Genomic DNA, 25325 nt, shown 5'->3' on the forward strand with positions numbered 1-25325 from the left:
CGGTCGTCACAGGGTGACCACACGGCCCTCGCGGGCCGAGAGCCGTGCCGCCTCCAGGACGTCCAGGGCGGCGGCCGCCTCGTGCGCGGTGACCGGGTTCTCACCGGTGCCGCGCACCGCGGCGGCGACGGCCGCGTAGTACGCCGGGTAGTCGCCGGGCAGCGACTCCACCGGGGTGCCGCCGCCCGTCAGCGGTGACTCCCCGGCGCCGATCCGGCCCCACATCTCCTCCGGCTCGGTGCCCCAGACGGCGCCGGGCCCGGGCCGCAGCCCCTCGCGGAGGGTGGCCTCCTGGGGGTCGAGCCCGTACTTCACGAAGCCCGCGTGCTGCCCGAGCACCCGGAAGCGGGGGCCGAGCTGGGCGGTGGTCGCGCTCACGTACAGATGGGAGCGGACCCCGTTCGCGTGGGTGAGCGCGAGGAAGGTGTCGTCGTCGGCCTCGGCGCCCGGCCGGCGCACGTCCGACTCGGCGTACACCGAGACCACCGGGCCGAAGAGCACGAGGGCCTGGTCGACGACGTGGCTGCCGAGGTCGTAGAGCAGGCCGCCGATCTCCTCGGGCGCGCCGGACTCCCGCCAGCCGCCCTTGGGGTGCGGGCGCCACCGCTCGAAGCGGGACTCGAAGCGCTGGACCTCGCCGAGCGCGTCCTCGTCGAGGAGCCGCCGCAGCGTGCGGAAGTCGCTGTCCCAGCGGCGGTTCTGGAAGACCGACAGGAGCAGGCCGCGTTCCTCGGCCAGGGCGGCGAGCGCGCGGGCCTCGGCGGCGGTCCCGGCGAGCGGCTTGTCGACGACGACCGGGAGACCGGCCTCCAGGGCGGCCGTGGCGACGGCGACGTGCGTCTTGTTGGGGGAGGCGACGACGATCAGGTCCAGCTCCTCGGCCCCCCGCTGCCACAGCTCCTCGGGGCGGGCGACGACCCGGACGCCGGGGTGCGCGGCCCGGGCCTCGGCGGCCCGCTCGGGATTGCCGGTGGTGACGGCGGAGAGGACGAGGTCCTCGGAGGCGGCGATCAGCGGGGCGTGGAAGACGGAGCCCGCGAGGCCGTAGCCGACGAGTCCGACGCGGAGCGGGGTGCGGGGGCCGGTGCCAGTCATGGATCCACTTAAGCAACGCTGTTGCCAAAGTGCAAGCGACGGCGACAATGGGGGAGTGAGGAATGACCTGGTGGGAGTGAACGTGCCGGCCCTGCGCAGCCACAACGCGGCGCTCGTGCTCGATCTGCTGCGCACGGCGGGGGAGAGCGGGATCAGCCGCCTGGAGCTGGCCGAGCGGACCGGGCTCACCCCGCAGGCCGTCAGCAAGATCACCGCGCGGCTCCGGGCGGAGGGCCTCGCCGCGGAGGCCGGCCACCGCGCCTCGACCGGCGGCAAGCCCCGCACGGTCCTGCGCCTGGAGCCCTCCGCCGCGTACGCCGTCGGCGTCCACCTCGACCGCGACGAACTCACGGCCCTCCTGACCGACCTCGCGGGCACGGTCCTGGAGGTGCGCCGCCGCCCCGTGGACCTGGGTGCGGGTGCCGGGCCGGTCCTGGACGCGGTGACGGAGGAGGTACGCGCGCTGCTGGGCACGGCCCCGACGGGCGGGAGCGACGCGGTGGCCCCGGGCCGGAGCCGTACGGTTCCGGCCGGCGGCCGTGTGCTCGGGGTCGGGGTCGCCATGCCCGGGCCGCTGGACCACCGGGCCGGGGTGCCGGGCCGGGTGACGGGCTTCCCCGAGTGGGCCGGTCACCCCGTACGGGACGAGCTGGCCGCGCGCCTCGGCCTGCCCGTCGTCCTCGACAAGGACACCAACGCCGCCGCCCTCGGACTCGCCCTGCGCCCCGCCGCCCCCGGCTCCTTCGCCTACGTCCACCTCGGTACGGGGCTCGGCGCCGGCCTCGTCCTCGGCGGCGCGCCGCTGCGCGGGGACAGGACCGGGGCGGGCGAGCTCGGCCACCAGACCGTGCGGCTCGACGGGGAGCCGTGCGGCTGCGGCGGGCGCGGCTGCCTGGAGGCCCTGTGCCTGGCGGCCGTCGCGCGCGGCGAACTCGGCGAGGCCGCGCGGATCCTGGGCACGGGCGCGGCCAACCTCGTCCGGCTCCTCGACATCGACCAGGTCCTCCTGGGCGGTCGGGTGGTGCTCGCCGCGCCGGAGGTCTTCGCGGAGGGGGTCCGGGAGGTGCTGACCGGCCTCGGTCTGACGGCCCCGGTGGGCCTCGCGACCGGGCGGGACGGGGTGGCGGAGGGCGCGGCGTGGCTGACGCTGGCGCCGGTCTTCGGGAAGTGAGCAGGCGCCCCGGTCTTCGGGAAGTGAGCAGGCGCCCCGGTCCCGGGAAGGTGAGCAGGCGCCCCGGTCCTCGGGAAGCAGGCGCCCCGGTCCTCGGGAAGCGGGCGCCCCGGTCCTCCGGACGTGACCGCCCCGGTCCTCCGGACGTGACCGCAGTAATTCCGATCATCGGAAAGTAGGCCGATCGGGCGGATCCTTCGGTCCCGACGGTGGTCTCCCCGGTGTCGCTGCCCCGCCCACCCCCTCCCGCGTGGCAGCGTCACCGCCGTCCCCATGACCTCAGCGAAGGCAGCCGTCCCATGGCACCCGCCCCCCTGCGTCCGAGCGGCGTCCGCGCCGCGACCGTGGCCGCCGCAGCGGCGGCCACGGTCGCGATCGCCGGCCCGTCGTCCGCCGTCCCCGCCCCCGACCCGCCCGCCCCCAGCTGCGGCACCCCGGCCGACGGCGGCTTCCCGCTGGACACCCGGATCCACGGCGGTCCGGCCGACTATCCGGCGGGCGGCCCGTTCCAGGCCTGGAAGCTCGACCTCACCAACGCCACCGACGCCTCCTGCTCGGGCGTCCATCCGGTGCTCGTCCTCACCGACCGGGACCGGGCCCTGCGTCCGGAGCAGATCCGGTTCGAGTTCTACGACGCCGGCTCCTCACGCTGGCGCCCGGTGGCCTTCGAGGCGACCGAGGAGGCCGAGAACGTCGGCGCGTTCACCGGCTTCGGCGGCTTCGCGGTGCCCGCGGGCCGGACCCTCACCGTCCCCGTACGCCTCACGTTCGAGGCGGAGACGGCGCCGGACGAGGTCGTCGTCAACGCGGCGGTCGTGCAGCGCCGGGGTGAGGACGGGGACTGGATCGGAGAGTCCGGCGACTACCGCCTGACCGTGCGCCCCGCCGAGTCCGCCGCACCCACCGCACCTGACACATCCGGCCCGCCCGACCCCTCGGCGCCACCCGCCGAGGCGGCCCGCCCGCCGGCCCCGGCCGTGTCCGGCACGGCGCCCGCCCAGGACCCCGCCGACGTCGCTCAGGGGCCCGAACTGGCCAGCACGGGACGGGAGTCCGAGGGGTACGCGAGGGTCCTCGTCCCGCTCGCCGCCGGCCTGGTCCTGCTCGGCGCCGTCCTCGTCCGGACCGTCCGGCGCGCCCGGCACCGCTGAGCCATGCGCCGTACACCTTCCCGTTCATCCCCGTCTGCGACCATCCCCGGATGAACTACCAGACCAGCCCCGGCGCCCCCGTCCGCTCCGGCATCCCCGAGCACGGCCGCGTCCCCAAGTACTACGCCGTCAAGGCGAAGATCGCCCTGATGGTCGACGAGTTGGGGGAGGGCGGGCTGCTGCCCACCGAGCGCGATCTCGCCGTCCGGTACGAGGTGTCCCGCGAGACCGTCCGGCAGGCGCTGCGCGAACTCCTCCTGGAGGGGCGGCTGCGCCGCCAGGGCCGGGGCACCGTCGTCGCCGGCCCCAAGCTGGAGCAGCCCCTCTCGCTCGCCAGCTACACGGAGGGCGTGCGCCTGCAGGGCCGCCGCCCCGGCCGCAGCCTGATCTCGCTCGACCGCTTCCCCTGCCCGGAGGCGCTGGCGCCCGAGGTCGGCGCCGAACGCGGCGAGCCCGTCTGGCACATGGAGCGCGTGCTGCTCGCCGACGACGAGCGGGTCGGTCTGGAGAGCACGTACGTCTCCGAGGCCCGCGCCCCGCGCCTGGACACCGAGTTCGACCCGGACTCCTCCTTCTACGCCTACCTCCACGACCGGCTCGGCATCTCGTTCGGCGACGCCGACGAGCGCATCGAGACCGTCCTCGCGACCCCCCGCGAGGCCCTGCTCATCGGCACGCCGCCGGCGCTGCCGATGCTGCTGCTCCACCGCGTCTCGCGGGACACCTCGGGGCGGCCCCTGGAGCGGGTCCGCACGCTCTACCGGGGCGACCGGTTCAGCTTCACCACGCATCTGGGGCAGCGGGGCTGAGCGCCCGGCGCCGCGCCGACCTCCCCGTTTGATCGCGGAACGGTAACGGGTCTGGTCCAAGCTTGTCGGTCCGTTCACCGTCCCGTCGTCCGCCGGATCCGTCCGGTCCACCCACCCCCGCGACCGTCGACGTCATGAAGGTGATCGTCGTAGGAGCCGGCGTGGTGGGAACCATGCACGCCTGGCACGCAGTGGAACGCGGCCACGAGGTCGTACACATCGAGCGCGAGGCCGAGGCGCGCGGAGCTTCCCTCCGCAACTTCGGCCAGATCTGGGTGAGCGGACGGGCGGGCGGGGAGGAGCTCGACACCGCCCTGCGCGCCCGCGAACTCTGGGAGGGCATCGGCGCCCGCGTCCCCGGCCTCGGCTTCCGGGCCATCGGCTCCCTCACCCCCGTACGGAACGAGCTGGAACTCGCCGTCGCCGAGGCGGCCCTGGCCCGCCCCGACGCCGCCGCCCGCGGCTACAAGCTGCTGACGGCCGGCGAGGCCCGCGCGGTCAACCCCGCCCTGAGGGGGGCGTTCGAGGCGGCCCTCTGGTGCGAGCGGGACGCGGCCGTCGAACCGCGCCTCGCCCAGCTCGCCCTCCGCGAGGCCCTCCTCGCCACCGGGAAGTACACGTTCCTGCCGAACCGCGAGGTGCGGGACGTCGTCGGAGAGAACGCGGTCCGCGACGACCGCGGCGAGACCCACACCGGCGACGCCGTCGTCCTGTGCACCGGCGCCTGGCTCTCCGGCCTCGTCCGCGAGGTCGCCGGCGAGATACCGGTCCGCCGGGTCCGGCTCCAGATGATGCAGACCGCACCCCTCGGCGAGCCCCTCACCACCTCCGTCGCCGACGCCGACTCCTTCCGCTACTACCCGGCGTACGCGTCCCCCGCCCTGGACGCCCTCAACGCCGGCCAGGCGCAGGACCCCACCGCCGCCGCCCACAAGATGCAGCTGCTCATGGTGCAGCGGCTCGACGGCGGACTGACCATCGGCGACACCCACGAGTACGAGCACCCCTTCGCCTTCGACACCCTCGAAGACCCCTACGAGCACCTCACCCGCGTCGTCGAGTCCTTCCTCGGCCGCCCGCTGCCGAAGATCCGGCGCCGCTGGGCCGGGGTGTACGCGCAGTGCGTCGACACCAGCCGGGTCGTGCACCGCCAGCGGGTGCGCGCCGGCGTCTGGCTGGTGACCGGACCCGGCGGCCGGGGCATGACCTGCTCGCCCGCCATCGCCGAGACGACCGCGAACGAACTGGGCTGGTGAACACCGTGAAGAAGCAGAACCTCGTCGTCCTGGACATGGCAGGCACCACCGTCGCCGACGGCGGCCTCGTCGAGCAGGCCTTCACCGCCGCCGCCCAACGCCTCGGCGAAGACCCGGCCGCGATGATCGACTACGTCCGCGCCACCATGGGCGAGTCCAAGATCTCCGTCTTCCGCCACCTCTTCGGCGGCGACGAGACCCGCGCCCAGGAGGCCAACCTCGCCTTCGAGGCCGCCTACGGAGAGCTGGTCGCCGACGGTCTCATCGCCCCCGTCCCCGGCGCGGCCGAGGCCATCGCGGCCCTCCGCGACCAGGGCCGGACCGTCGTCCTCACCACCGGCTTCGCCCGCGTCACCCAGGACGCCATCCTCGACGCCCTCGGCTGGCGTGACCTCGTCGAGCTGACGCTCTGCCCGGCGGACGCGGGCGGCCGGGGACGCCCGTACCCGGACATGGTCCTCGCCGCCCTCCTCCGTACCGGAGCCGTCGACGACGTCCGCCGGCTGGTCGTCGCGGGCGACACCTCGTACGACATGCTCAGCGGCGTCCGCGCGGGCGCCGGGATCGTCGCGGGCGTCCTGACGGGCGCGCACGACGAGGCCGCCCTCAAGGAGCACGGCGCCACACACGTCCTCGCCTCGGTCGCCGAACTGCCCGGCCTGATACGGGAGTACGAGGCATGACCAGCGGCATCCGCTTCGACGGCGTCACCGTCACGTACGGGAGCAACACCGTCCTCGACTCCCTCGACCTGACCGTCGAGCCCGGCGAGGCCATGGCCCTCCTCGGACCCTCAGGCTCCGGCAAGACGACCGCGCTGCGGGCCGTCGCCGGATTCGTCCGGCCCGCCTCCGGGCGGGTGCTCATCGGCGACCGCGACGTCACCGCGCTCCCGCCGTACAAGCGCGGCATCGGCATGGTCGTCCAGCAGTACGCCCTCTTCCCCCACCTGAAGGTGGAGGCCAACGTCGCCTTCGGCCTGAAGGCCCAGAAGGTGCCGAAGGGCGAGATCCCGGGGCGGGTCGCCGAAGCCCTGGAGATGACCGGGATGGCGGCCTACGCCCAGCGCCACCCCCGCGAGCTCTCCGGCGGCCAGCAGCAGCGCGTCGCCATCGCCCGCGCGCTCGCGATCCGCCCCCGGGTGCTCCTCCTCGACGAACCGCTCTCCGCGCTCGACGCCCAGCTGCGCTCAGGGATGCTGGCCGAACTGGCCCGGCTCCACCGCGAGCTCCCGGACGTGTCGATCCTGTACGTCACCCACGACCAGGTCGAGGCGCTGACCCTCGCCGACCGGATCGCCGTCATGGACCGCGCGCGGCTCCAGGACTGCGGCACCCCGCAGGACCTCTACCGCCGTCCCCGCACCGAGTTCACGGCCTCGTTCGTCGGCAACGCGAACCTGCTGCCGGTGACGGTGGGCGCGGGCGGGGTCTCGTTCGAGGGCGTGTCCCTCGACGTCCCGGTCTCCGAGGCGCTTCCGGGAGCGGGTGCCACGCTCTGCGTCCGGCCGCACCTGGTCGGGCTCGGCCCGGGGCCGAACGCCCTGAGCGGGCGGATCGCCGAGGTGCAGTGGCGGGGGTCCACGCACCGGCTGTACGTGGAGGTGGGCGGGCACCGGGTGAAGGCGGACGTACGGGAGCTGCGGGAGACGCCTCCACTGGGGGCCGAGGTGACGCTCCACTTCGCGCCGGACGATGCGGTGCTGCTGTCCGCAGGGGTCGGCAATGACTGAAGGTCTCATGGAACGGCAGCCCGCACCGGGGGTTGTGCCCACCCTCCCCCAGACTCCGTCCGGGAGGGACTCCCACGCCCCTGGCGGACGCATGCCCACAACGGTCCCGGTCTGGCTCTGGGCGCTCCCTCCCGTCGCCGTGCTCGCCGTCGTCTTCCTCTACCCGCTCGCCCTCGTCGTCCAGGAGTCCCTCGCCCCCGGCGCGTACGCCGAGGTCCTCGCCTCCGTCTCCTTCCGCGAGGCCCTCGTCACCACCATGTGGCTGGCCGTCGCCTCCACCGTCGGCTGCCTGGTCCTCGGCTTCGTCCTCGCGCTCGTCATCGCGTTCGTGCCCTTCCCCGGCGGGAAGGCGGTGTCGAAGTTCATCGACGTCTTCCTCTCCTTCCCCTCCTTCCTGATCACGCTCGCCCTGCTGTTCCTCTACGGCACGGTCGGCATGGCCAACGGGATCTGGACCGACGTCACCGGCGACCCGGCGGGACCCTTCCGGTTCCTCAGCACCCCGTGGGGCGTGCTCCTCGCCGAGATCACGTACTTCACCCCGTTCGTGATGCGTCCGCTCCTGGCCGCCTTCTCCCAGATGGAGACCGCCCAGCTGGAGGTGGCGTCCTCGCTCGGCGCGCGGCCGCTGCGGATCGTCCGGCAGGTGATCCTGCCCGAGGCCCTGCCCGCGCTCGCCGCCGGCGGCAGCCTCGTCCTCGTCATGTGCCTCAACGAGTTCGGGATCGTCCTCTTCACCGGCGCCAAGGGCGTCACGACCCTCCCGATGCTCGTCTACGGCAAGGCGATCCTCGAATCGGACTACGCCGCCGCCTGCGTCGTGGCCGTCGTCAACGTCGCCCTGTCGGTCGGCCTCTACGTCCTCTACCGGGGGGTGAGCCGCCGTGCTGGTGCATAGCCGTACGGGCCGGTGGACCGCATGGGCCCTGTTCGCGGTCCTCTTCGTCCCGCTGTTCGCCCTGCCCCTCCTCGTCATCCTCGCCGCCTCGTTCTCCACGCACTGGTCCGGCGCCTTCCCCTCCGGACCCACCGCCGCCCACTACACGGCGGCCGTGCGCGGGGAGTCCCTCCAGGCGCTCACCACCAGCCTGATCACGGCCGTCACCGCGAGCGTGATCGCGCTGACCGTCGGCACCTGGGCCGCGCTCGCCGCGGCGGCCCTCGGCAAGAAGGGCAGGAGGGTCCTCGACGCCCTGTTCATGCTGCCGGTCGCGGTGCCGTCGGTGGTCGTCGGCCTCGCCGTCCTCGTCGCCTTCTCGCAGCCGCCGATGCTCCTCAACGGCACCCGCTGGATCGTGATCCTCGCGCACACCGTCCTCGTCACGGCGTTCGCCCACCAGTCGGTCTCGGCCGCCATCCGGCGCCTGGACCCGATGTACGAGCAGGCGGCGGCCAGTCTCGGCGCCCGCCCCTCGTACGTGCTGCTCCGGGTGAAGCTCCCGCTGCTGCTGCCGTCCCTGAACGCGGCCGCCGGGCTCTGCTTCGCCCTGTCCATGGGAGAGCTCAGCGCCACGATGATGCTCTACCCGCCGGACTGGACACCGCTGCCGGTGCTCATCTTCACCGCGACCGACCGCGGCTCCCTGTTCACCGGCTCGGCGCTCGCCGTGGTCCTCATGGCCGCGACCCTGCTGGCCCTGCTCGCCGTCTCCCGTATCCGCACCAGAGCCTCGTACCGCTGAATCCCCGCTGAGAGCATCAGGAGAGAACAACGTTATGCGTACGTACGCCAAGCCGGTCGCCGCCGTCACCGGCACCCTCGTCCTCGCCGCCGGTCTCACCGCCTGCGACGGCTCCTCCGCCGCCTCCGACGAGAAGGTCGTCACCGTCTACAGCGCCGACGGCCTCAAGGGCGAGGCGGGCGACGGCTGGTACGACAAGGTCTTCGCCGACTTCGAGAAGCAGACCGGCATCAAGGTCAAGTACGTCGAGGGCGGCTCCGGCGAGATGGTGCAGCGCGCCCTCCGCGAGAAGAGCAACACCCAGGCCGACGTCCTCGTCACCCTGCCGCCCTTCATCCAGCAGGCCGGCTCCAAGGGCCTGCTCCAGTCGTACGAGCCGAAGGGCGCCGACCAGGTGAACGGCGGCGACAAGTCCGGCGACGGCACCTGGACCTCCGTCGTCAACAACTACTTCGGCTTCGTCCACAACAAGAAGGAGCTTCCCGAGGCCCCCAAGACCTGGGAGGAGCTCCTCGACGGGAAGTACAAGGACAAGCTGCAGTACTCCACCCCCGGCGTCGCGGGCGACGGCACGGCCGTCCTCATCAAGGCGATGCACGACTTCGGCGGCAAGGAGCCGGCCATGGAGTACCTGAAGAAGCTCCAGGCCAACAACGTCGGCCCCTCCTCCTCCACCTCCAAGCTCGCCCCCAAGGTGGACAAGGGCGAACTCCTCGTCGCCAACGGCGACGTCCAGATGAACTTCGCCCAGTCCAAGTCCATGCCGAACCTCGGCATCTGGTTCCCGGCGAAGGGCGGCGGCAAGCCCACCACCTTCGCCCTGCCGTACGCGGCCGGCCTGGTGAACAAGGCCCCGCACGGCGAGAACGGCAGGAAGCTCCTCGACTTCATGCTGAGCGAGGGCGCCCAGCGCCAGGTCAGCGCGATCGGCGGCGGCTTCCCGGCCCGCAAGGACGTCAAGGCCACCGACGCCAACGCCATCGAGCTCGCCAAGCTGATGGAGGGCGTCGAGGTCTTCGAGCCGGACTGGGCCGACATCGACAAGAACCTCGCGGCGTACGTCGACGCGTGGAAGTCCGCGACCGGAAGCTAAGAGTTCACCGCACGGCTCTGGAAAGCCTCCGAACATCGCGGAAAGATAACGGGTACGGACCAACGCCCCTGGGAAATCAGGGGCGTTGCCATGCCCAGACACCTTCCACGGACTCCACGGAGGACTCCGACATGCCGATCAACGGCATCTCCCGCCGCACCGTGCTCGCCGCCGCCGGCGCCACCGCGGCCGTCGCCGCCACCGGACTCGCCACCGCCCCCGCGGCCCAGGCGGCCGTCACCGCCCCGACGCTCCCGAACGGCACCAGCAAGGACAAGGTGCTCGTCGTCGGCATGGACGGCCTGCGCCACGACCGGATCGACGCCGCCAAGGCCCCCGCCCTCAAGTCCCTGATGGCGAACGGCACCTACGGCCGCTCCCTGCTCTACGCCGACCCGATGGCCGCGACCTCCTCCGGTCCCGGCTGGTCCACGATCTCCACCGGCGTCTGGCCCGACAAGCACGGCGTGAAGGACAACACCTTCACCGGCAAGAACTACGGCCAGTACCCCGGCTTCCTCGCCCGGCTGCACCAGGTCCGCCCCGCACTCTCGCTCTTCGCCGCCGTCGACTGGCCCGAGCTCGACACCCACGGCACCGTCACCCCCGGCGCCGACGCCAAGCTCGTCTACAACAACGACTACGTCGTCAACGACAAGCTGATCACCGACATCACCGAGGACGTCCTCCGCAACCAGAACCCCGACGTCCTCTTCGTCTACTTCGGCGAGACCGACGAGATCGGCCACAACCACGGCGCCGCCAGCCCCAAGTACCTCGACGCCATCGACGTCCAGGACGGCTACCTCGGACGGCTCCTCGCCGCGATCCAGGCCCGCCCGGCGTACGCCACGGAGCGCTGGACGGTCATCGTCGCCACCGACCACGGCCACACCGACGCCGGCGGCCACGGCGGCTCCACCATCGAGGAGCGCCGCACCTTCGTCCTCGCCCAGGGCCCCGGCATCGCCGCCGGCGCCCGCCCCATCGACACCCGGCTCGTCGACGTCGCCGCCACCGTCTTCCAGCAGCTCGGCATCGCCCCCGACCCGGCCTGGGGCCTCGACGGAAAGCCGATACAGCAGCGCTCCACGGACCCCTTCGACAGCCTCTACGGGACGCTCACCGGCCGCGTCGACGAGACCGGCATCCCCGCCGGGATCCTCGGCTTCACCCACACCGCGCCCAGCGGCTGGTCCGTCGTCAACAACGCCATGGGCACCGGCGGCATGACCGAGTGGCGCGGCTGGTCCTTCGCCACCGACGAGTTCTGGTCCCGCGCCCAGCGCGACCAGTCCCGCGAGCTCAACGTCCGCGCCCGGGGCGTCTTCGCCGTCGCGGACTCCGACGAGTGGGCCGACAAGTCCTTCTCCGGTACGTACGACTCGACCCTGGTCACGCCCGCGTACACCGTCTCCGGCGCGAGCGCCGTGACGCTCGACTTCACGACCCTCTACCGCCAGGAGGGCAGCCAGACCGCCCAGATCCTCGCGAGCTTCAACGGCGGCACGCCGACAGTCGTCAGGAGCTACACCGCCGACGTCCTCTCCAAGCCCCAGTCCGTCACGGTCGCCGTCCCCGCCGGCGCCTCCAGCGTGAGCTTCCGCTTCCGCTACACCGGTTCCAACAACTGGTACTGGACGATCGACGGGGTCAAGATCAGCACATCCTGACTACCCTGGGGGCGTCGCCACAGCGCTGTCGCGGCGCCCCCAGCACACCGCACGTTTTGTACGGCAGGAGTCCCGCACCCATGGCAGAGCGCAAGCCGATCGAATCCTGGCTGACCGACATGGACGGCGTCCTCATCCACGAGGGCGTGCCGATCCCCGGCGCCGACGCGTTCATCAAGAAGCTGCGGGAGACCGGGAAGCCGTTCCTGGTCCTCACCAACAACTCGATCTACACGGCCCGCGACCTGCACGCCCGCCTCGCCCGGATGGGCCTGGAGGTCCCCGTCGAGAACATCTGGACCTCGGCCCTCGCCACCGCCAAGTTCCTCGACGACCAGCGCCCGGGCGGCACCGCGTACGTGATCGGCGAGGCCGGCCTCACCACCGCCCTCCACGACATCGGCTACGTCCTCACCGACCACGACCCGGACTACGTGGTGCTCGGCGAGACCCGTACGTACTCCTTCGAGGCGATGACCAAGGCCGTCCGTCTCATCAACGCCGGCGCCCGCTTCATCTGCACCAACCCCGACGAGACCGGCCCGTCCCTGGAGGGCCCGCTCCCGGCCACCGGCTCCGTCGCCGCGCTCATCACGAAGGCCACCGGCAAGGAGCCGTACTTCGCGGGCAAGCCGAACCCGCTCATGATGCGCACCGGCCTCAACGCGATCGGCGCCCACTCCGAGTCCAGCGCGATGATCGGCGACCGCATGGACACCGACATCCTGGCCGGTCTGGAGGCGGGCATGCAGACCTTCCTGGTCCTGACCGGCCTGACGACGCAGGCGGAGATCGACCGCTTCCCGTTCCGCCCGTCGAAGATCGTCCCGTCGATCGCGGACATCGTCGACCGCGTGTGAGGGGAAGGGCGTCCCTCCCCTGCGGATGCGAGAAGCACGGATCCGGGTGACCCTGCCATTATCAGGAGGTCACGATGCGTTCAGGTCCCATTGCTCTCCGTGCCGCAGGGGCGGCCCTGGTGCTGGTACTGGCACCGGCGGCCGGTGGCGCGTCCGCCCACGACGGGGTGAAGGCCACCGTCACCCCGTCCACCGCCTCGCCCGGCGCCGACGTCGACGTCCGCGTCCAGGGGTGCAAGGGCACGACCGGGGCCGCCACGTCCCACGCGTTCGTCGCCGACGCCGAGCTGACCGGCAGGGACGGCGGAGGTCACCCGCTCTTCGGCGACACCACGATCAGGTCCGGCCTCCAGGACGGTACGTACAAGGTCAGTGTGGTCTGCGACGGACACGAGCACCGGGACGTCGGCACCGTACGGGTCAAGCACCACCAGGAGCCCACCCACCGGCCGACCCACCACCCGAGCCCGGTCGCCCCGGTCCGGGCCGGCGGGGGAGGCACCGCCGCCTTCGCCGCCCCGGCGGCCCCCGGTGTCGCCCAGACGACCTCCGAGAGCGGCCTCGGCACCCCGTACACCCTGCTCGGCCTCGGCATGGCCGCGATCGCCGCCGTGGCGGTCGCCTTCCGCAGCACCCGCCGCCGCGCCGCGGGGCCCGGCACGGGTACCGGTACCGGCGGGGAGTGACCGTGTCGTCCGGAACCCGCCCGGCGGGCACCGGGCGCTTCGTCACCGGCGTGACCTGGGCGGTCCTGCTCTCCGGGCTCTGGCTCTGGGGCCGTGAGGCCACCGACGGCCCCGGGGGCAGCTCCGCGCCGACCACCGGCGACATCGCCGCGGTCGGCCGCCCGCCCGGAGTCGAGCTGCCCCCGGCCCGCGACCCGCTGCCGGGCCTCGCGCCCCGGCGGGTCGACATCCCCTCCCTGGGCATCAGCGCGCCGGTCGTGGCGCGCGGCCTGGACGACACGGGCGCCGTCGATCCGCCGCCGTACGCGATGCCGCACACGGTCGGCTGGTTCGGTTCCGGCACCCGGCCGGGCGCGGCCGGCGCGGCCCTCCTCGTCGGACACGTCGACACCGAGACCCGCCCGGCCGTCTTCTACGGCCTGAGCGCGGCCCGCCCGGGCGCGAAGGTCCGTGTCACCCGGACGGACGGATCGATCGCCGAGTTCACCGTCGACGACGTCCAGGTCTTTCCGCGCGAGGACTTCGACGCGGGCAAGGTCTACGGTGCCCGCGACCCCCACCGCGCCGAGCTCCGCCTGATCACCTGCGGCGGCACCTTCGACCGGGCGGCGGGGACGTACACGGCGAACGTGGTGGTCTCGGCGTACCTGACGGGATCGGGCGCGTCGAGCGGCTGAGCAGCCGAGCGGCTGGGCGGTACGGGGGCGGGGCCGGGTCTCGGCGGGCGGGGGCGACGGCGGACCGGGCCTCGGTCGGCGGGGGCCGCGTCCCGGGCCGCCGCCGACCGGGCCGGTCCTCGACCGCGGGACTCACGGGCCGCGGGAGGAGCCCGGTGCCGCCGCGGGAGGTCGGGGTTCCGCACACTGTAGAGGCCCTGCGCCCGCCCGGCCCAGGGATGTGCCGTAACTGGCCGACGACGCACGGTAGTTGAAGCGAAACGCCCGGAGAAAGACCAAGACCCCCTCACCATCGGTGAGGGGGTCTTGACTCTGCGTGCGCCGCCAGGGACTCGAACCCCGGACCCGCTGATTAAGAGTCAGCTGCTCTAACCAACTGAGCTAGCGGCGCCTGCTGACAGAGAGAACTCTACCTGACGTGAGGGTGTGCTCCTGACCAATACCGGTCGGCTCCGGCCTGTCGGATGGTCGTATGAGGCCTTCGATCCGTCAAAATGCGATTTGTCCAGACAGTTGAGACACTGACGCCCGAAACAAGGGTCAAAAAGATCTTGACGAGTGTGGAGGGGAATCGCATGAGCGTGCCGGTCTTCGAGGAGTTCGAACCCGCGGCCGACTGCGGCTGCCCGGGCTGCGCCCGGCAGCGGCGTGACCTCGCCCTGGGTCTGCCCGTCCGGGCGGGGGGCCACCCGGCTGCGCACGGCGCCCGCCGGGCGCTGGTCCTGGTGACGGCGGCGGGCGTGGTCCTGGGCGGGGGCGGGACCGGAGCGGCGACGGCCCTCACCGGCCCGTCGGGCCCGCTCGCCCCGGCGGACGCGCCGGCAGACACGCCGGGCGCGGCGCCGGAAGCGGACCCGGTGGACGGCGACCCGGTGTTCGCGGCCCCGGCGGTCCTTCTCGAGCCGGCGACGGCCCCGCCCTCCGACTCGGCCGGCGCGGTCGACACCCCCTGGCCGGGGCCCGAGACTCCGCAGGGCGGGCGGGGGCCGCTGCACGGCGCACCGGGACCCGGCCCGGACCCGGGCCCGATCGCGGTTCCGACGACCAGTCAGACCGCGACGGAGGCGCTGCGGCCGACGACCCGCGCGGAGATCATCAACCGGGCCAAGAAGTGGGTCTCCGCACAGGTCCCGTACTCGATGGAGAAGTACTGGTCGGACGGGTACCGCCAGGACTGCTCCGGCTACATCTCCATGGCCTGGAACCTGCGCAGCAACGAGTGGACCGGCAGCCTCGACCGATTCGCCGAACGGATCGACCGCACCGAGCTCCAGCCCGGCGACATCCTCCTCTTCCACAACCCGGCCAACCCGACCCGCGGCTCGCACGTCACGATCTTCGGCGGCTGGACCGACTACACCCACACCTCCTACACCGCCTACGAGCAGACGAAGCCGCGCACGCGGAAGCAGGCGACGCCCATGGCGTACTGGGAGAACTCCGACCGGTACGTGGCCTACCGCTACAAGGGCGTGGTGAGCGGCGCCACCGGCGGCGGCGCGGAGCCCACGGAGGCGGCGCCGTACCCGGGGGCGGGGAGGTTCGGCCCGGGCGCGAACAACGCGTACGTCACCCGGCTCGGACAGCTCCTCGTCGAGCGCGGCGGCAAGAAGTTCTACACCCGCGGGCCCGGCCCGAAGTGGGGCGAGGCGGACCGCCGGGCGACCCAGGCGTTCCAGCTCGCGCAGGGCTGGAAGGGCAGGGAGGCGGACGGCCTGCCCGGCCCGCAGACGTGGAAGCTCCTCGTGACCGGCGGGGGCAAGGACATCGGCGGTTCGAGTGGTTCGGGCGGTCCCAGCACGAATGCGACGGGGTTTCCCGGGCGTGGCTACTTCCGTCCGGGCCAATCCAACGCATATGTGGAGAAGCTGGGCAAACAACTGGTGAAGCGGGGCTTCGGCAAGCACTACCTGTCGGGACCCGGTCCGCGCTGGACGGAGGCGGACCGCCGCAACGTCGAGGCGTTCCAGCGGGCACAGGGCTGGCGCGGCGCAGCGGCCGACGGCTACCCGGGCCCGGAGACCTGGCGGCGTTTGTTCCGATGACCCCGAGAGCATGAGGTGGACCCGAATGACGGCATCGACCCCGAACCCCGCGGACTCCGGCGCGGCGGCCTCGCGTGACGCGGCCCGCACGGCCAGACGCCTGACGGACGGCACTCTCCCCCGCACGTCCCCACCGGAGCCGGACCAGCTCCGGGAGCGGTCGTCCTCGCCGGGCCCGGACTCCGGCCCGCCGACACCGGCGCCCGAGCCCGGACCCGTGAAGGAGACGGCACCGGAGACGCGGCCGGAGTCGGCTCCGGCTCCGGCTCCGGCCGAGACGGGGACGTCCCCGGCGGCGCCTGCGTCCGACACGGTGGGGCGGGCTGCGTCGGGACCTGTGTCCGTGACGGCGGTGTCGGCTGCCGCGGGATCCGCGTCCGGTACGGCGGTGGCGGCTGCGTCGGGGCCTGTGTCCGGTACGGCGGTGTCGGCTGCGTCGGGACCCGAGTCCGGTACGGCGGTGCCGGTTTCCGCGCGATCCGTGTCCGTACCGGAGCCGGTGTCGGTCACGCCGGGGATCGCGCGGGCTGCGGCCACGCCGGCCTCCGCCACGCCGGCCTCCGTCGGGCTCGCGTCCGGCGCGGTGCCGGTGCCCCCGGCGGGGGCTGTTTCCGGCGACACGCAGGGTCCTCCGGCGGGGACCGCCTCCGGCGCGGCGCCGACCGGGCCTGCCCGCGGTACGTCGACGGCGGCCACGGCCAAGGCCCCGGCCGCCGCCGGTTCCGGCGCGCGCCGGGAGGGCAACGGCCCCGGGGCCGTTGCCTCGGCCCCGGGCGGCGACCGCCCCACCGTGAAGACCACCGCCGAGACCGTCGGAAAGGCCACGGACAAGGCCACGGACAAGGCCACGGACAAGACCGCCGACGAGACCGCCGGTAAGGCCACGCCCACGCCCACCGCCACCGTCCCCGCCGACGCGCTCGACTTCGGGCGGATCCGTGGCGCGGGGGTCGGGGCCGTCGCGATGCCCGTCGCCGCCGTGGTCCGGGTCGCGCGGCGCAAGAACGTGATCGGGACCGAGACCACCGGCTCGATCCCGGTGCACCTGCTCTTCCGGGACGAGCCGGAGACCACCCTTCCCGTTCCGGTGGGCGACGACGGGGGGCCCGACACCATCTCCATGGCCGCGCCCACCCCTCCGGCGGTGGGCCGCAGGCCCGCCATCCCGGGCCCCTCGAAGGTCCAGGCCCCGGCCAAGCCGGACCCCGCGTCGAAGGCCGAGGCGCGGTCCAAGGGCCGGCCGAAGGACCGGTCCAAGGTCACGGCCCCGTCCCCATCCCACCCGCAGGGCGTCGCCTCGCGGCCCGCACCGACCGCCGATGCCGCGCTCGTCGAGCGGCCCGGGCCGGTGCTGCCGGGGTGGATGGGCGTGGTCGCCGGGGTGCTGGCGGTCTCCTGGTGCGCGGCGGTCGTGTGGTGGGCCGGGGCGGTGCCCGCCGAGGCGGCGCGGATGCTGCGGCTGCCGGCGCGCCCGTACCACGGCATTCATCTCGGACAGTGGGCCCTGCTGGCCCTGGGCGTGGTGCTCGCCCTGTTCTCGCTGGGCGGTCTCGGCCGCGGCCGGGTCGGCTACGCGTGGGTGCTGACCCTGTTCGGTGACTACCGCGGCACGGTCCGCCGTACGGGCCTGCTGTGGGTCAGCCCGCTGCTGCTGCGCCGCCGGGTGGACGTCCGGCTGCGGCACTGGCGGAGTGAGCCGCTGTCGGCGGTGGACGCGAAGGGCACCGCGCTCGACGTGACCGTCCTGGTGGTGTGGCGGGTGCGGGACACGGTCCGGGCGGAGCTCGGGGTCGACGGGCACGAGGACTACCTGCGGGAGCAGGTGGAGGCCGCGATGGCGCGGGTGCTCTCGCAGCTTCCGGCGGACGCCTTCCACGAGGACGCGCCGACGCTGCGGGACGCGGAGGCGGTCGGTGAGGCCCTGACGCGGATGCTGTCGGCGGAGTGCGCCCCGGTCGGTGTGGACGTGTTCTCGGCGCAGCCGACGCGCATCGAGTACGCGCCGGAGGTGGCGGCGGCGATGCGCCGGCGCCGGATCGCGGCGATCGACGCGAAGCACCGGGACAGCGTGCTGACCTCGGTGGTGGACGCGGTGGACGACGTGGTCCACCGGCTGACCAGTCGTGGTCTGGTGGAGCTGGACGACTATGAGCGCAAGGCGCTGGTCAAGGACCTGACGGTGGCGTTCTACACGGGCAGGACGGGGCCTGTAGAGGGTGCGTGACGGGGATGGACATGTTCAACTTCCCTCCATACCTTGGTACTTGGTCCAGACCAAAGTGCAAGTGAAGCAGTACCGTACGCGCGCACGGCCCACCGGAACTCCCCCACGTTCTCCTGGAGCGACAGCATGCGCAAAAAGTCAGCAGGGGCGGCGGTGGTGGCGCTCGGCGTCGCCGGCGTCACCCTCCTGGGCACCGGCACCGCCGGCAGCCACGGCTACACCGATTCGCCGATCAGCCGCCAGAAGCTCTGCGCCAACGGCACCGTGACCAACTGCGGCTCCATACAGTGGGAGCCGCAGTCGGTCGAGGGTCCGAAGGGCTTCCCCGCCGCCGGACCCGCCGACGGGAAGATCTGCTCGGCCGGGCTCTCGCAGTTCGCGCAGCTCGACGACCCCCGGGGCGGCGCCTGGCCGACGACGCAGCTCACGGCGGGGCAGAGCTACAGCTTCCGCTGGCAGTTCACGGCCAGGCACCGCACCACCGACTTCAAGTACTACATCACCAAGAACGGCTGGGACCCGAGTCAGAAGCTGACCCGGGCCGCGCTCGACCCCCAGCCGTTCCTGACCGTCCCCTACAACAACCAGCAGCCGCCGGCGACGCTCTCGCACTCCGGGACGATCCCGGCGGGCAAGACGGGCCGGCACCTGATCCTGGCGGTGTGGACGATCGCGGACACCGCGAACGCCTTCTACGCCTGCTCGGACGTCAAGTTCTGACCATTCAGTTCTGACGGCACGTCAGCTAAGGTCCGGCCCATGAGGAGCGCGGACACCGTCGCGGAGCTCGTACGGCGCCAATGGGGCGACCACCGGATCGGCCTGAGGGACGAGCACCACACCCTCACCCACCACCAGGTCGCCGCGGGCGCCGCCGCGCGGGCCGCCCTGCTCGTGGACCTGATGCCACCCGTGCCGGGGGGCGAGCCGCACCTCGGCATCCTGCTCGACAACACGCCGGAGTACCCGCTCTGGCTCAGCGCGGCGGCCCTCGCGGGGGCCGCCGTCGCCGGGATCAACCCCACCCGGCGCGGCGCCGAACTCGCCCGGGACATCCGGCACACCGCGTGCCGGGTCCTCGTCACCCAGCGCGCCCACCTGCCGCTCCTCGACGGGCTCGCGCTGCCGGGCCTGCGGATCCTGGTCACGGACACCGAGGCGTACCGGGAGCTCCTCGCCCCGTACGGGGACGCGCGCCCCGGCGACGCACAGCTCGGCCCCGTGCACCCCGACAGCCGCTTCCTGCTCTCCTTCACCTCCGGTTCGACGGGTGCGCCGAAAGCGGCCCTGTGCAGCCAGGGGCGGCTCGCGGCCGCCGGCGCCTCGCTCGTCTCGCACTTCTCCGTCGGCCCGGACGACGTCCACTACATCTGCATGCCGATGTTCCACGGGAACGCCGTGATCGCCGACTGGGCGCCCGCGCTCACCGCCGGGGCCGGGGTCGCGCTGAGGGCCCGCTTCTCGGCCTCCCGCTTCCTGCCGGACGTACGCCGTTTCGGCGCCACGTACTTCACGTACGTGGGCCGGGCCGTCCAGTACCTGCTCGCCACCCCGCCCGGCCCCGACGACCGCGCGCACCCGCTGCGGCTCGGCTTCGGCACGGAGGCGGGCGCGGTGGACGCGGCCCGCTTCCGGGAGCGCTTCGGGGTCCCGCTCGTGGAGGGGTACGGCTCCTCCGAGGGCGGCGCGGCGATCCAGCGGACCCCGGACACGCCGACAGGGGCGATCGGCAGGGCGGCCCCGGGGGACGACCTGGCGGTGATCTCCTCCGACACGGGCGAGGAGTGCCCTCCGGCCCGCTTCTCCCCGGCCGGCGACCTCCTCAACGCCACCGAGGCGGTCGGCGAACTCGTCAACCGGGGCCGCTCGCCCTTCGAGGGCTACTGGCGCAACCCGGAGGCGGAGGCCGCGCGGTTGCGCGGCGGCTGGTACTGGACGGGCGACCTCTTCTACCGGGACACGGACGGCTTCCTCTACTTCGCGGGCCGTACGGACGACCGGCTGCGGGTCGACAGCGAGAACCTGGCCGCGGCGATGATCGAACACATCCTGGCGCGCTGGGAGCGGGTGGCGGGCGTCGCGGTCTACGCGATACCGGACCCGGTGGCCGGGGACCAGGTGATGGCCGCGCTGGCCCTCCGGGACGGGGAGGTCTTCGACCCGGCGGCCTTCGCGGCCTTCCTCGCGGCTCAGCGGGACCTGGGGACGAAGATGCCGCCGCGCTTCGTCCGGGTGATGCGGGAGCTGCCCCTCACGGCCACGAACAAGATCCACCGGGTGGCGCTGCGGCGGGCCGCGTTCCGCTGCGGGGACCCGGTCTGGTGGCGGCCGGCGCAGGGGGCTCCGTACGAACCCATGACTCCGGGGGCGATGTCGGCGCTCCTGGGGGAGTACACGGCCCACGGCCGCCCCCTTCCGTAGCCGGACCCCCGGTCCGTGTGGGCAATCGTCCCGCATGGGGGTCCCCCTGGACGAAGTCCTTGGGGGAGGGACGGGTGGGCACACGGGACGGCGCCCTTCGCGGCGCCTCCGCGTTCCGTGCCTGGACCCGCACCGCCAGTGCGCCGCATGAAGGGGTGCGGGTTCAGGCGCGGGAACCTCTGGCGCCGGCACGGGCGCCGTTCCGTTGTGCCCACCCGTTCCGCCCCAGCGGAACGATTGCCCACAACGGGGGGTAGGCCCAGCCATACCTTCGCTTCGCCCGGCAGGACCATCGTGCTGCGCCCGCCCGCGCCCTAGCGTTGCCCCCATGGACCCCCGTACCCCCTGGCAGGCCCTCACCCGCCCCCGCTTCCCCCTCGGCCCCTGGCCCTGGCGGGCCGTCGGGTATCTCGCGTCCGGCGGGCTCGTCGGGGCCGCCGCCGGGATCGTGTTCCTGGTCCTCGGGGTGTTCTCGCTGTTCCTCCTCGGGCTGCCGCTGCTCCTGTTCTCCGGGATCGCCCTCGGCCGTGCCGAGCGCCTCCGGCTGAGGATCGTCGACCTCGACCCCGCCCCGGACCCGCACCGCCTTCCCTCCGCACCCGGCCTCGCCGCGTGGCTCCGGGTGCGGGCGGGGGAGCAGGCCACGTGGCGGGAGCTGGCGTACGTGCTGCTGCTCGCCACCGTCCTGTGGCCGCTCGACCTCCTCGTGCTCGCGGTCGGCGTCGGCCTGCCGCTCGCGCTGCTCAGTGCCCCCTTCCGGCTGGCCGTGGACGGCCAGGAGACCAAGGTCGTGAAGGCGTACCTGGTCACCTCGTATCCGGAGGCTCTCGGGGCCGCCCTCGTCGGTGCGGTCCTCCTCGTGGCCCTCGCCTACCCGCTCGCCGCCGTCGCCGGCGCCCGTGCCGCCCTCGCCCGGGCCCTGCTCACCCCTCGCGAGACCGAGCGGCAGGGGGTGATCGGCGAGGTCATCGCCTCGCGCGCCCGGCTCGTCGACGCCTTCGAGGCCGAGCGGCGCCGGATCGAGCGCGATCTCCACGACGGGGCCCAGCAGCGCCTGGTGGCCCTCACCATGACCCTGGGCCTGGCCCGGCTCGACGCTCCGCCGGGCGGTCCGCTCGCCGAGCAGCTGGCCAAGGCCCACGCGGAGGCCGGGCAGGTCCTGACGGAGCTGCGGGAGCTGATCCGCGGCATCCATCCGCAGGTCCTCGCCGACTACGGGCTCGGCCCGGCGCTGGCCGACGCCGCCGACCGCTCCGTCACCCCGGTGGACACGGACGTGTCCTCGCTGCCCCGGCTGCCGGCGAGCGTCGAGAGCGCCGCGTACTTCGCGGGCTGCGAGGCGCTCGCGAACATCGGGAAGCACAGCGGCGCCCGCCTGGCGCGGATCACGGCCCGGCACGGGGACGGCGTCCTGCGGCTCGACGTGGAGGACGACGGGCACGGGGGCGCCGACCCGTCCCGCGGCTCCGGGCTCACCGGACTCGCCGACCGGATCGCGGTCCTCGATGGCACACTGACGATCATGAGCCCGCCGGGCGGGCCGACCCTCCTGCGAGTGGAGATCCCGTGTCCCGCACTGTCCGAAAGCTCCGTGTCGTCCTCGCCGAGGACAGCGTCCTCCTCCGGGAGGGGCTGATCGGGCTGCTGGCCCGTTTCGGCCATGAGGTCGTCGCCGCCGTCGGTGACGCCGACGCGCTGCGCGAGGCGGTCGCCGCCCACGAGCCCGACATCGTGGTGACCGACGTCCGGATGCCGCCCGGCTTCCAGGACGAGGGCCTGCGCGCGGCGGTCGCGCTCCGCGCCGAGCGGCCCGCCCTGCCGGTCCTGGTGCTCAGCCAGTACGTGCAGCGCAGCTACGCCGCCGACCTGCTCGACGCGGGGGACGGCACCGGCGTCGGCTATCTCCTGAAGGACCGGGTCGGGCAGGTGGAGGAGTTCGCGGACGCCCTGGCGAGGGTCGCGGACGGCGGCACGGTCGTCGACCCGGAGGTCGTGCGGCAGCTGCTGCGGCGGCACCGGGATCCCCTGGAGGCGCTGACCCCGCGCGAGCGCGAGGTCCTGGGCCTGGTCGCGGAGGGGCATTCCAACGGGGCGATCGCGCGCCGGCTGGTCGTGACCGAGGCCGCCGTCGGCAAGCACATCGGCAACATCCTGGCGAAGCTGGATCTGCCGCCGGCCGAGGACACCCACCGCCGGGTCCTGGCGGTCCTCACCTACCTCCGGGCGTGACAGGAGGGCACGACAAGAAGGCCCCCTCACCGAAGTGAGGGGGCCTTCTCTGTCTGTGCGCCGCCAGGGACTCGAACCCCGGACCCGCTGATTAAGAGTCAGCTGCTCTAACCAACTGAGCTAGCGGCGCCTGCTGACAGAGAAAATACTACCTGGTCCCGAGGGGTGCTTCCGACCACCCCGCGGGACCGGTCCCGTCCGCCGCCTCAGAGGGCCAGTGAGAGGACCACCGGGGCGGCTCGCCGGTTGAGCGTGTCGGCCGCCGCGCGCAGCCGGTGGGCGTGCTCGATCGGCAGGGAGAGCGCCAGGCAGCCCACGGCCGAGCCCGCCGTCAGCGGGACGGCCGCGCAGACCGTGCCCACCGCGTACTCCTGGAGGTCGAGCACGGGGACGGTGGCCGGCTGGCTGTCGAGCTTGGAGAAGAGGATCCGTTCGCTGGTGATCGTCCGGGAGGTCAGCCGGGCGATCTTGTGCCGGGAGAGATGGTCCCGGCGGCCGTTCTGGTCGAGCTGGGTGAGCAGGCACTTGCCGACCGCGCTGGCGTGCGCGGCCGAGCGGAAGTCGACCCATTCGTTGACCTTGGGTGTGCGCGGGCCGTCGGCGAACTGGGTGATCTTCACCTCGCCGTCGATGTACCGGCTGATGTAGACCGCCGCGCCGACGGAGTCGCGGAGCTCGGTCAGGGTCTCCTGGAGCTTGGCCTCCAGGGCTTCGCGGCGGGTCAGGCCGGAGCCGAGGAGGACCAGGGAGTCCCCGATCACGTACGCGCCGTCGGCGACCTGCTCGACGTACCCCTCGCGGCGGAGCATGAGGAGCAGCGAGGTCAGGTGGGCGACGGGCAGGCCGGTCTCGCGCGCGATCTGGACGTCTGTCACTCCGCCACCGTGCCGTGAGACCGTCTCGAGGACGCGCAGGGCGTATTGCACCGAGTGGAACGGCGCGGTGGGCTCGGGCTTCAGCGCCACGGTTTCCCCCTACCAGGTTGTGACCGCAAGCTTTCGTACCACGATAGCCGCCAAGGGCCGTCTACGGGGCGGCTGTTGGCGAGAATGATGCGGAGGATCCGGCCTCTGGGCTGCGGCTCGCCACCCTGGCATATGCCCATGTCATGAGTGGTGCACAGAGTCTCAGGTCAGGGGCGTGCGCCGGGGCGCTCGGGGTCGGTGTTCGGCCACCGGCGAACCGGAGAATTTTCCGCCGCGCGACCGGAGCGGAATAAGCGGAGACACCCTCCTGTTGTTGAACGGTTGTATCTGGACGCATCCGCACGTGTGCCGAGGAGGGTCGCGAAGGTGACCGACGCTATTCGAGGAGAGGCGCGGGGGACCGCGCCCGTACCGCTGTCCGTACTGGACCTGGTGACCGTCGGCAGCGGGCGGACCGCGACCCAGGCGCTCGCCACCAGCGTCGAGCTGAGCCGGCTCGCCGAGCGGCGCGGCTTCCACCGGCACTGGGTGGCCGAGCACCACTCCATGCCCGGGGTCGCCTCCTCCTCCCCGGCCGTGATCCTCGCCCACCTCGCGGCGCACACCAGCCGCATCCGGCTCGGCTCGGGCGGCGTCATGCTGCCCAACCACGCGCCGCTCGTCGTCGCCGAGCAGTTCGGCACCCTGGAGGCCTTCGCCCCGGGCCGGATCGACCTCGGTCTCGGCCGCGCGCCCGGCACCGACGGGGCCACGGCCGCCGCCCTGCGGCGCAGCGCCACCCTCAACGAGGGGGCGGACGACTTTCCGGAGCAGCTGGCCGAGCTGACCCGGTTCCTGGACGACGACTTCCCGGACGGGCACCCGTACGCCCGGATCCACGCGGTGCCGGGGCCGGTGCAGGGCCCGAAGGGGCGGCCGCCGATCTGGCTGCTCGGCTCCTCCGGCTTCAGCGCGCGCCTCGCGGGCGTGCTGGGACTGCCCTTCGCCTTCGCCCATCACTTCTCGGCCAGGAACACGATCCCGGCGCTCGGCCTCTACCGGGAGTCCTTCCGGCCCTCGGAGGTCCTCGACGCCCCGTACGCGATGATCGGCGTCTCCGCGTTCGCCGCCGAGGAGGCGGCGCGGGCCCGCCGCGAGGTCCTCGCCGGCGCGCTGGCGATGCTGCGGCTGCGCACCGGGCGGCCCGGTCTGGTGCCGACGCCGGAGGAGGCCGAGGCGTACGGGTTCAGCCCCGCCGAGCGGGAGTTCGTGGACGGCTGGCTCGCGAACGTCGTGTACGGCGCGCCGGACGAGGTGCGCGACGGCCTGGACGACCTCCGGAAGCGGACCGGCGCGGACGAGCTGATGATCACGGCCAACGGGCACGGCGGTCCGGAGCGGGTGCGGAGCTATGAGCTCATCGCCGACGCGTACGGCCTGCCGGAGCTGCCGGAGCTGCCGGACGACCCGGCGCGGTCTCAGGAGTCCCCGGAGGCGTGAACCGCGAGAATTCGATGGCCGGTTGGTTCACTCCCGAACGAACCACCGTCCTCCCCTAAGTGAACCTTAAACCGCTCGTCACCGATGGTGGCGGGCGGTTCCGTTTTGTGCTGCAC

The 25325-nt window shown here is 73.4% G+C and carries 22 protein-coding genes and 2 tRNA genes; 20 read left to right on the plus strand and 4 right to left on the minus strand.

The window, feature by feature from the left end:
• Window positions 1–6: 6 nt before the first annotated feature.
• On the minus strand, window positions 7–1095 hold the full coding sequence (locus tag IE237_RS30155) for a Gfo/Idh/MocA family oxidoreductase (RefSeq protein WP_189805294.1): 1089 nt from the start codon (window positions 1093–1095) through the stop codon (window positions 7–9).
• A 76-nt stretch (window positions 1096–1171) separates the two neighbouring features.
• On the opposite strand from IE237_RS30155, the gene IE237_RS30160 reads away from it, so the two are divergent.
• The 13 genes from IE237_RS30160 (at window position 1172) to IE237_RS30220 (ending at window position 13885) form a co-directional block, all read left to right on the plus strand.
• A complete protein-coding gene (locus tag IE237_RS30160) occupies window positions 1172–2266 on the plus strand; it encodes an ROK family transcriptional regulator (RefSeq protein ID WP_189805348.1) in 1095 nt (364 codons plus the stop codon).
• Between the two features lie 299 nt (window positions 2267–2565).
• Complete coding sequence (locus tag IE237_RS30165; protein ID WP_189805295.1) at window positions 2566–3417, plus strand: hypothetical protein; 852 nt, start codon at window positions 2566–2568, stop codon at window positions 3415–3417.
• Window positions 3418–3467: 50 nt separating this feature from the next.
• Window positions 3468–4226, plus strand: a complete 759-nt coding sequence (locus IE237_RS30170) for a GntR family transcriptional regulator (protein ID WP_189805296.1) — start codon at window positions 3468–3470, stop codon at window positions 4224–4226.
• A 134-nt stretch (window positions 4227–4360) separates the two neighbouring features.
• Window positions 4361–5482 carry a TIGR03364 family FAD-dependent oxidoreductase gene (locus IE237_RS30175; RefSeq protein ID WP_189805297.1) on the plus strand — a complete coding sequence of 374 codons (1122 nt, stop codon included), beginning with the start codon at window positions 4361–4363 and terminating at the stop codon, window positions 5480–5482.
• Window positions 5483–5487: 5 nt separating this feature from the next.
• Entirely contained in the window at window positions 5488–6165 is a 678-nt protein-coding gene (locus tag IE237_RS30180) for a phosphonatase-like hydrolase (RefSeq protein ID WP_268253763.1), read from the plus strand.
• Window positions 6162–7214 carry an ABC transporter ATP-binding protein gene (locus IE237_RS30185; protein WP_189805298.1) on the plus strand — a complete coding sequence of 351 codons (1053 nt, stop codon included), beginning with the start codon at window positions 6162–6164 and terminating at the stop codon, window positions 7212–7214. The genes IE237_RS30180 and IE237_RS30185 overlap by 4 nt, the downstream gene beginning before the upstream one ends.
• Before the next feature lie 91 nt (window positions 7215–7305).
• Window positions 7306–8112 carry a 2-aminoethylphosphonate ABC transporter permease subunit gene (locus IE237_RS30190; RefSeq protein WP_229842978.1) on the plus strand — a complete coding sequence of 269 codons (807 nt, stop codon included), beginning with the start codon at window positions 7306–7308 and terminating at the stop codon, window positions 8110–8112.
• Window positions 8099–8896: an ABC transporter permease gene (locus IE237_RS30195; protein WP_189805300.1), complete on the plus strand. Its 798-nt coding sequence runs from the start codon at window positions 8099–8101 to the stop codon at window positions 8894–8896. Before IE237_RS30190 ends, IE237_RS30195 begins: the two co-directional genes overlap by 14 nt.
• Before the next feature lie 34 nt (window positions 8897–8930).
• A complete protein-coding gene (locus IE237_RS30200) occupies window positions 8931–9989 on the plus strand; it encodes a 2-aminoethylphosphonate ABC transporter substrate-binding protein (RefSeq protein ID WP_189805301.1) in 1059 nt (352 codons plus the stop codon).
• Between the two features lie 131 nt (window positions 9990–10120).
• A complete protein-coding gene (locus IE237_RS30205) occupies window positions 10121–11662 on the plus strand; it encodes an alkaline phosphatase family protein (protein ID WP_189805302.1) in 1542 nt (513 codons plus the stop codon).
• Window positions 11663–11742: 80 nt separating this feature from the next.
• Window positions 11743–12522 carry an HAD-IIA family hydrolase gene (locus IE237_RS30210; protein WP_073807786.1) on the plus strand — a complete coding sequence of 260 codons (780 nt, stop codon included), beginning with the start codon at window positions 11743–11745 and terminating at the stop codon, window positions 12520–12522.
• 74 nt (window positions 12523–12596) lie between these two features.
• The gene (locus IE237_RS30215; protein WP_189805303.1) at window positions 12597–13208 is read left to right on the plus strand and encodes a hypothetical protein; all 612 of its coding nucleotides are present in this window, start codon (window positions 12597–12599) and stop codon (window positions 13206–13208) included.
• 2 nt (window positions 13209–13210) lie between these two features.
• The gene (locus IE237_RS30220; RefSeq protein WP_189805304.1) at window positions 13211–13885 is read left to right on the plus strand and encodes a class F sortase; all 675 of its coding nucleotides are present in this window, start codon (window positions 13211–13213) and stop codon (window positions 13883–13885) included.
• Window positions 13886–14202: 317 nt separating this feature from the next.
• Here the strand turns inward: IE237_RS30220 and IE237_RS30225 are convergent.
• Window positions 14203–14276 (minus strand) — tRNA-Lys (locus IE237_RS30225).
• A gap of 184 nt (window positions 14277–14460) precedes the next feature.
• Here IE237_RS30225 and IE237_RS30230 point away from each other — a divergent pair.
• The 6 genes from IE237_RS30230 to IE237_RS30255 all read left to right on the plus strand — a co-directional run bounded on the left by IE237_RS30230 (window position 14461) and on the right by IE237_RS30255 (window position 22804).
• Entirely contained in the window at window positions 14461–15930 is a 1470-nt protein-coding gene (locus tag IE237_RS30230; protein WP_189805305.1) for a peptidoglycan-binding protein, read from the plus strand.
• 481 nt (window positions 15931–16411) lie between these two features.
• Window positions 16412–18154, plus strand: a complete 1743-nt coding sequence (locus IE237_RS30235; protein ID WP_229842979.1) for an SPFH domain-containing protein — start codon at window positions 16412–16414, stop codon at window positions 18152–18154.
• A gap of 126 nt (window positions 18155–18280) precedes the next feature.
• Window positions 18281–18874 carry a lytic polysaccharide monooxygenase auxiliary activity family 9 protein gene (locus tag IE237_RS30240; RefSeq protein ID WP_189805306.1) on the plus strand — a complete coding sequence of 198 codons (594 nt, stop codon included), beginning with the start codon at window positions 18281–18283 and terminating at the stop codon, window positions 18872–18874.
• Between the two features lie 39 nt (window positions 18875–18913).
• Window positions 18914–20575 (plus strand): AMP-binding protein, encoded by a 1662-nt coding sequence (locus IE237_RS30245; protein WP_189805307.1) that lies wholly within the window; start codon window positions 18914–18916, stop codon window positions 20573–20575.
• Window positions 20576–20903: 328 nt separating this feature from the next.
• A complete protein-coding gene (locus tag IE237_RS30250) occupies window positions 20904–22211 on the plus strand; it encodes a sensor histidine kinase (RefSeq protein WP_189805308.1) in 1308 nt (435 codons plus the stop codon).
• Window positions 22142–22804, plus strand: a complete 663-nt coding sequence (locus IE237_RS30255) for a response regulator (protein WP_189805309.1) — start codon at window positions 22142–22144, stop codon at window positions 22802–22804. The genes IE237_RS30250 and IE237_RS30255 overlap by 70 nt, the downstream gene beginning before the upstream one ends.
• Before the next feature lie 56 nt (window positions 22805–22860).
• Here the strand turns inward: IE237_RS30255 and IE237_RS30260 are convergent.
• A tRNA-Lys gene (locus IE237_RS30260) sits at window positions 22861–22934 on the minus strand.
• Window positions 22935–23010: 76 nt separating this feature from the next.
• The gene (locus tag IE237_RS30265) at window positions 23011–23769 is read right to left on the minus strand and encodes an IclR family transcriptional regulator (RefSeq protein ID WP_189805310.1); all 759 of its coding nucleotides are present in this window, start codon (window positions 23767–23769) and stop codon (window positions 23011–23013) included.
• A 327-nt stretch (window positions 23770–24096) separates the two neighbouring features.
• Between IE237_RS30265 and IE237_RS30270 the strand changes: the two genes are divergently transcribed.
• Window positions 24097–25209, plus strand: a complete 1113-nt coding sequence (locus IE237_RS30270; RefSeq protein ID WP_189805311.1) for an LLM class flavin-dependent oxidoreductase — start codon at window positions 24097–24099, stop codon at window positions 25207–25209.
• Window positions 25210–25325 lie beyond the last annotated feature (116 nt).

The sequence above is a fragment of the Streptomyces tanashiensis genome (assembly GCF_014648895.1).
Lineage (GTDB): Bacteria > Actinomycetota > Actinomycetes > Streptomycetales > Streptomycetaceae > Streptomyces > Streptomyces tanashiensis.